The organism is Tropicimonas sp. (genome assembly GCF_047971885.1).
Taxonomy (GTDB): Bacteria; Pseudomonadota; Alphaproteobacteria; order Rhodobacterales; family Rhodobacteraceae; genus Tropicimonas.
Window position 1 is genome coordinate 1 of the sequence record NZ_JBKEAE010000043.1, and the last position, 6,252, is coordinate 6,252.

Sequence of the window (6,252 nt, forward strand, 5' to 3'; positions counted from 1 at the left end):
GCACCTGCCTCGGTTGCGTCCTTCACCCCGTCCTTGTCGGTGTCGTACCAGACGGTATCGCCCAGCGAGGCGGTGCCCGGATCGATCAGGCCGGCATCGACCCAGCGTTCGGCCTCGCCAATCGACAGCGACACGGTGCCGGTCATACCGGTGGTCTGGTTGGCGTCCGAACTGTAGGGGGTTTCGTCCGGACCGAACGTGGTGGGTGTGGTGAACGCGTAACCGTTCGGCGCCACGAACTGGACGCGATAATCACCCGCGTCGAGGTTGCTGAACAGGTACTTGCCAGTCGCATCCGTGGTCGTCGTGGCCAGAACGGCACCGGTATCGGCATCGATCAGCTTGACCGTCACACCGGCCGCGCCGAATGCGTCGGACTCGTTCTGGTAGCCGTCCTTGTTCCTGTCGTACCAGACGTAATCACCGAGCGACGCCGTACCCGGATCGACGAGGCCAGCATCAACCCAACGCTCCGCCTCGCCGATGGAGAGGTGAACCGTGCCGGTCATGCCGGTGGTCTGGTTGGCGTCCGAACTGTAGGGCGTTTCGTCCGGACCGAACGTGGTGGGCGTGGTGAACGCATAGCCGTTCGGCGCCACGAACTGGACGCGATAATCGCCCGCGTCGAGGTTGCTGAACAGGTACTTGCCGGTTGCGTCCGTCGTCGTCGTGGCAAGAACGGCACCGGTATCGGCGTCGATCAGCTTGACCGTCACACCGGCCGCGCCGAACGCGTCGGACTCGTTCTGGTAGCCGTCCTTGTTCCTGTCGTACCAGACGTAATCGCCCAGCGAGGCGGTGCCCGGATCGGTCCCGACCAGACCGGCATCGACATTGCGCTGATGCTCACCCGAGTCGATATGGATCAGGCCGGTCATGCCGGTCGCGATATCGGCGTCGGAATCTCCGTTCGCCGCCTCGGGGCCGACACTGGTCTTGTTGGTGAACTCGTAGCCGCCCGGCGCCACGAACATCACCTTGTAGTTACCCGGCTCGATATCGTCGAACAGGTAGTTGCCGTTGGCGTCCGTGGTCGTGGTGGCAACGACGATACCGGTGGCGGCGCTGATCAGCTTGACGACGACATCGGCAGCACCGCGTTCGCCGTTGTTCTGGATACCGTCGCGGTTGGTGTCGTACCAGACGGTATCGCCGAGCGACGGCTTGTCGCAGATCTCGATGCTCAGGTTCTCCCGCGCCGGTTTGCAGGTCGGATCATCGGTGACACGCACCAGGGTGACTTCGTAGGTGTTGTCGCCATCCGCATCGAGCGGGTTTTCGTAATCCGGCGCCGCGATGAACGAAACCTTGCCCTTTGCATCGACCTTGAACAGTGCTGCATCGGGCCCTTCCAGCCTGTAGGTCACGTTGCCCGAGGCTTCGAAGTCCTGCGTCACGGTCGAGCGGATGATTTCCCGGCCGAGCGCGTCGGTCTCGACGGATACCGCGCCGGAAATCGAGGTGACGCTGTGCCTGGAAAGCGATTGCAACTCGCCGCCATCGACCTCCGCGTCGCCATCGTCGACCCAGAGCGCCAGCCCGTTCAGTTCGGCCCCCGAGATCTTGCCGTCGTGGTTGGAGTCGAATTTCGCCAACAGCTTGGCATAGCCGTTGGCATAGCTGCCGTTGTCGTCCCCGAACAGGCGTGTGCCGTTCATGTCGGTCGCGGCTTTGCCGTCGCGGTTGTCGACAAGGATGCCGTCACCCGAGCCGTCGAACCACTCCATCCGCTCTTTCACGCCGTCGCCGTTCATGTCGAAGAGGACGGTCTCACCGACGGTCAGGCCAGCCTTGTTGGCGGAGGTCGTCGCGCCGGTCACGCCGATCTCGCCGTCGCGGTTCAGATCGAACGCGATCGGCGTGGTGACCACCTGGGCGACGCGCAGGCACTTCTCGTTGAGATCGCGGTTGTAGACATCCGCAACCTCCATCCCGAAGTAGTAGTTCTCGCCGGCCGATTCGGTGCCCACGTTGAAGGCTTCGGACTTGGTCTGGCCGGCCTTGACGGTGACTTCGATCTCCTGGAAGCGGGGCGCGTCGATCTCGTTCACCTGGTTGGTGAACCAGGCGAACCCTTCGGGTGCCAGATCAAGCGTTCCGTCGTAGGGGATCTTGCTCGGGTCGGTCACGAACCTGATGGTGAAGGTCAGGTCCGCATCCGCCGGTTCCTTCAGGAACACATAGTAATGGACCGCGCTGCTGCCGCCGTTGTTCCAGGACTGCGAGAAATTCTCGTCGAACGAGGAGCGCCCGATCCTGGCGCAGACCGGATTCGCCATCATGAAGTAAACGTCTTCGCTCATGATGGTGCAGGTCGTGTCGAAGTCGCGCACGAAGCTCTGGTTCTCGCAGATCTCGATGACGGTATCGGCGGTACGCCCGGTCTCGTCCAGGTCGGCGCCGGTGGTCACCTTGCCCGCCTTGACGGCGAGGAGATCGCTGACCTTCATGTCGTCGTCACCAAGGCCGACGCGGTAGTTGCCGGCGGCGATGCCCGCGAAGGAATAGTTCCCCTCGGCATCGGTGACCCGCGAAATCGCCTCTCCGTCGGCATCGGTCACGAACTGCCCGGCCGCATTAAGCAGGTAGACCGTGCGACCGCCAAGGCCGCCCTCGTTGGCGTCGAACCGGCCGTCCTGATCGCCGTCATAATAGACGGTGCCGCTCAGGATGCCCTTGTCGATGACCGTACCCACCTGGCGCAGCGAGATATTGTCGACCATCGCGCCCGCGCCATCGTCGCCGTAGTTTCCGGCCCAGGGGAATTCGACGAACTGAATGGTATGGGTGCCGGCGGAAAGCTCGATATCAACGCTCTGGTGCTGGAAACCCCGGTCGAAGGTCGCGTTCTCGCCAATGCCGGCAAGGGTCACGATCTCGCCGTCGATCAGGACCTTGATGGCGTTCGAATGCGAGTCGTAATAGGGGCCTTCATTGTTCACATCGATGGCACGCATGCCATAGTCGAAGGAAAGCTGATAGGTGCCCGCCTTGGTGATGCTGATGGTCTGCTGGATGCCGTCGACGTTGCCGCCACGATGGTCAAGCTCGACAATGGCGTTGCCGACCGTATTGCCGGTGCCGTAATTGCCGGTCTGAAGTTCGATCTTGCTCGCACCCTCGATCCGGTTCCAGCCCTGCATGCTGTCGTAGTAGAAGGCACCGATCTTGCCGGCGTTGGCGTGGTTTTCGAAACCGCCGTTGACGATGATCTCGTTGCCCAGCACGCGCGAGGAAAGCTGTTCCAGTTCCTCGTCGGTGAAGGTCGCATGGATCTGCCGCAGCGAGACGTTGTCGATCGACGCACCGGAGCCGTCGTTGCCGCCGTCATAGCCGAGATCGTTCTCGACGAAACCGATGGTGTGCGTGCCCGCGCTCAGTTCGAGATCGATACTCAGCTTTTGCAGGCCCTTGACGAAATCCGCATCGACGTCGGCGCCGGCGATCCGCACCACCTCACCGTCGACGAGGATATCGAAGGCATTGGTCGCCTTGGCGAATTTGGCGAGCCACGAGGAATACGGGTGGTCGCGGAAGTAGTAATCCAGCGACAGGCGGTAGGTGCCCGCCTCGGTCACGGTAACGGTCTGTTCGATGCCTTCGTTGGCGGAGTTCATGAACTGATCGACACGATCAAGCTCGACGATGGTGTTGCCACGCGCATTGCCCGTGTTGTAGTCGCCCTTCTGAAGCTCGACGCCATCGGTCCCGATTGCCGTCCAGCCGTTGAGCTTGTGGCTGGCCAGGCCCCATACCCCGGCTTCGGAACTCGCCCAGGGGTGCTCCTCGAAGCCGCCGTTGACGATCAGTTCCTCGCCAAGCGCATAGCCGAAACTGCCGGTCGTCGCAGTTTCGCTGATCGTCACCTGCTCGGCTGCGCCGGTATTCAGCGCCGCGTCGATATTGGCGATCTGCTGGCCTGCCGCCAGAACGATCCGGCCGGTCTCACCGACCGCGCCGGAAAGCCAGACATTGCTGGCGTCGCTGTCGGCGGCATCGTTGCTTCCGACATTCGCCTCTGCAAATTCCCGCCCGGTGTCGTTGAGGAACCGCACGCGATAGCCGTTGCCGGTATCGGCTTGCAGCCCGGTAAAGGAGTAGTTGCCGTTCGCATCGGTGGTCGTCTCGCGGACGGCCTGCCAGCGGTTGTCCACATACTGCCAAAGCTGCACCGTGGCCCCCGCCACACCCGCATCGCCATCGTCGATGGCATTGTCGTTGCCATCGGCAAAGAAGCGGCCCGAAATCGAGCCGTTGCCGCCTCCGGTCGTGCCGGCGCCGGTTGCCTGCTGCCCGGCAGCGTCGTTGGTGTCAAGAACCTTGATGGTAAGCGATTTCTCCTCCGAGACGCCGCCTTCGGTCAGCATCCGGATCACCACGTCGTAGCTGTTGTCTCCATCCGCGGATTTCGGCGATTCGTAGTCGGGCTCCGCGACAAAACTCAGCAGGCCGGTTTCGGGATCGATCATGAAAAGGCCGGCATCCGCACCACCCGCGATCTCGAAGGTCAGCTTCGTCCCGTCGGGGCTTGCCATGTCGATGTTAAACACTTTGTTAATATTTTCGTAGGAGTAAAGAATACCGTCGCCCGGGATATTGCTGTAATTTGAATTTTGGCTCGATGCGGCGGTACCAGTACCAGTGGTGTACTCAGGCATTACGTTCACCCTCAAATGGGCCGGACATCACGACCGGCAATAAGAAATTTGTCGCTGCAGTCACAGACGATCGGAGATACTCGAACTCCGCTACCGATCACGATCCTCACGACACAGACAGAGCGACCGCATGTGGCACGGACGCCCGCATATTGTGAATACACTTCAAGAGAATTTTGTCCTGAAAGTAAGGATTTCCGGCCCCGTTCGGCCGACGATGTCACGGTTCACCGACGCAGGTTCATGCCGATTGTTTATGATCTGCGCAGTCAAATTATCGATTTGTTATGACTGTCCAAATCCCTTCGGCCGGGCCCGTCGCCATTCCGCGAATCAACCCATCTATTGTTGCGCGAATGAAGACATTTGCATTCAGCTCAATTGACTGGCTCCAACCCAATGCAGATTTAAACTCGCATCCATCGCCGGCTCTATTGCGTAAATCGGGCTCTATTGCACAAATCGGCTGATGGTCGGGGTTCCCCTTTCCCCGGACAGACTTATCCCAGACTCTGTGACAGGTATGCCGAGCGCGGTGTAGCCGTTCAGGACGGCGATGCGGACCTGGAGTTCGGCGACCTGACGATCGAAGTCCCGCGCCATAAGGCGCTGGCCCAGAAGTCTGACACAATGCATCTTCGTCTCGACGCGGCTCCAGCGGTGGTATCCACTCCATCGTCGCCACAGGGCACGGCCGAGATACCTGGACGCCCGCAGGGTCTCGTTGCGCGCAGCGGCTCCAGCGGTGAGCCCCTTCCAGGGCTTCGCGCTCTTGCGGGGCGGGATGGCGGCATGAGCGCCGCGGTCGGCGATGGCCTCGTGGCATTTGCGGGTATCACAGGCGCCATCCGTCGTGACGCTGCCGATCTCCTGGTCATCCGGGATCTGGTCGAGAAGGTCGGCAAGATCGGCGCATCGCCGATGTGACTCCCGGTGATCTCGACTGGATAGCGGCGTCGCTGCAGGTCTGCTGGCGGCCACGCCTGCCTGTCGGCGCGGCATCCCAGGTCATGATGGGATCGAACCAGATCGTCAGCGAGCCCCGGAGCTTGAGCGCTTCGTTGTAGGCTGGCCAGTTCCTGGTCCTGTAGCTCGGGGGAGTAGGTCTGCTCATGCAGAACAGCTACCATGCTGGATGCACGAGATGAATCCATTACGCGATTTGTGCAACAGAGCCGGTCCCATCCCTCGTCTAATACGTAGTCCCCCACACACCTGCGCTTCGGCCAGCCGGCAGTGTGCAGGTTCAGCTTGCAGCGCGGGTGGACTCCGATGTCCGCGCCTGCTTCTTCTTCACCTGACGGCGGCGGTAATGCAATGTCGGCTCGGTATAGCCCGATGGCCAGTTGCCGTCGTTGAACACCAGATCGCAGGCCGCCTGAAAGGCATGGCCGCCATATTCCGGCGCCATCGGGCGATAGCCCGGCTCGGTGGCGTTCTGTGCATCCACCTTGCGGGCCATGCGTTTCATTGCCTTCATCACCCCGGTCTCGCTGACGATTCCGTGGTGAATCCAGTTGATCAGCATCTGCGAGGATATCCGGCAGGTGGCGCGATCCTCCATCAGGCCGACATCGTTGATATCGGGCACCTT

General features: G+C 61.5%; 1 protein-coding gene and 2 pseudogenes. All 3 read right to left on the reverse strand.

The genetic code is table 11. The features are described from left to right. Positions 1 to 4,550: SdrD B-like domain-containing protein (locus ACK5IR_RS05080; protein ID WP_416926558.1), on the reverse strand; the 4,550-nt coding region annotated here is incomplete at its 3' end. 558 nt (positions 4,551 to 5,108) lie between these two features. Then, positions 5,109 to 5,772, reverse strand: a pseudogene (locus ACK5IR_RS05085) (transposase). 132 nt (positions 5,773 to 5,904) lie between these two features. Beyond that, positions 5,905 to 6,252 (reverse strand): annotated as a pseudogene (locus tag ACK5IR_RS05090) (malate synthase G); the annotation flags it as partial.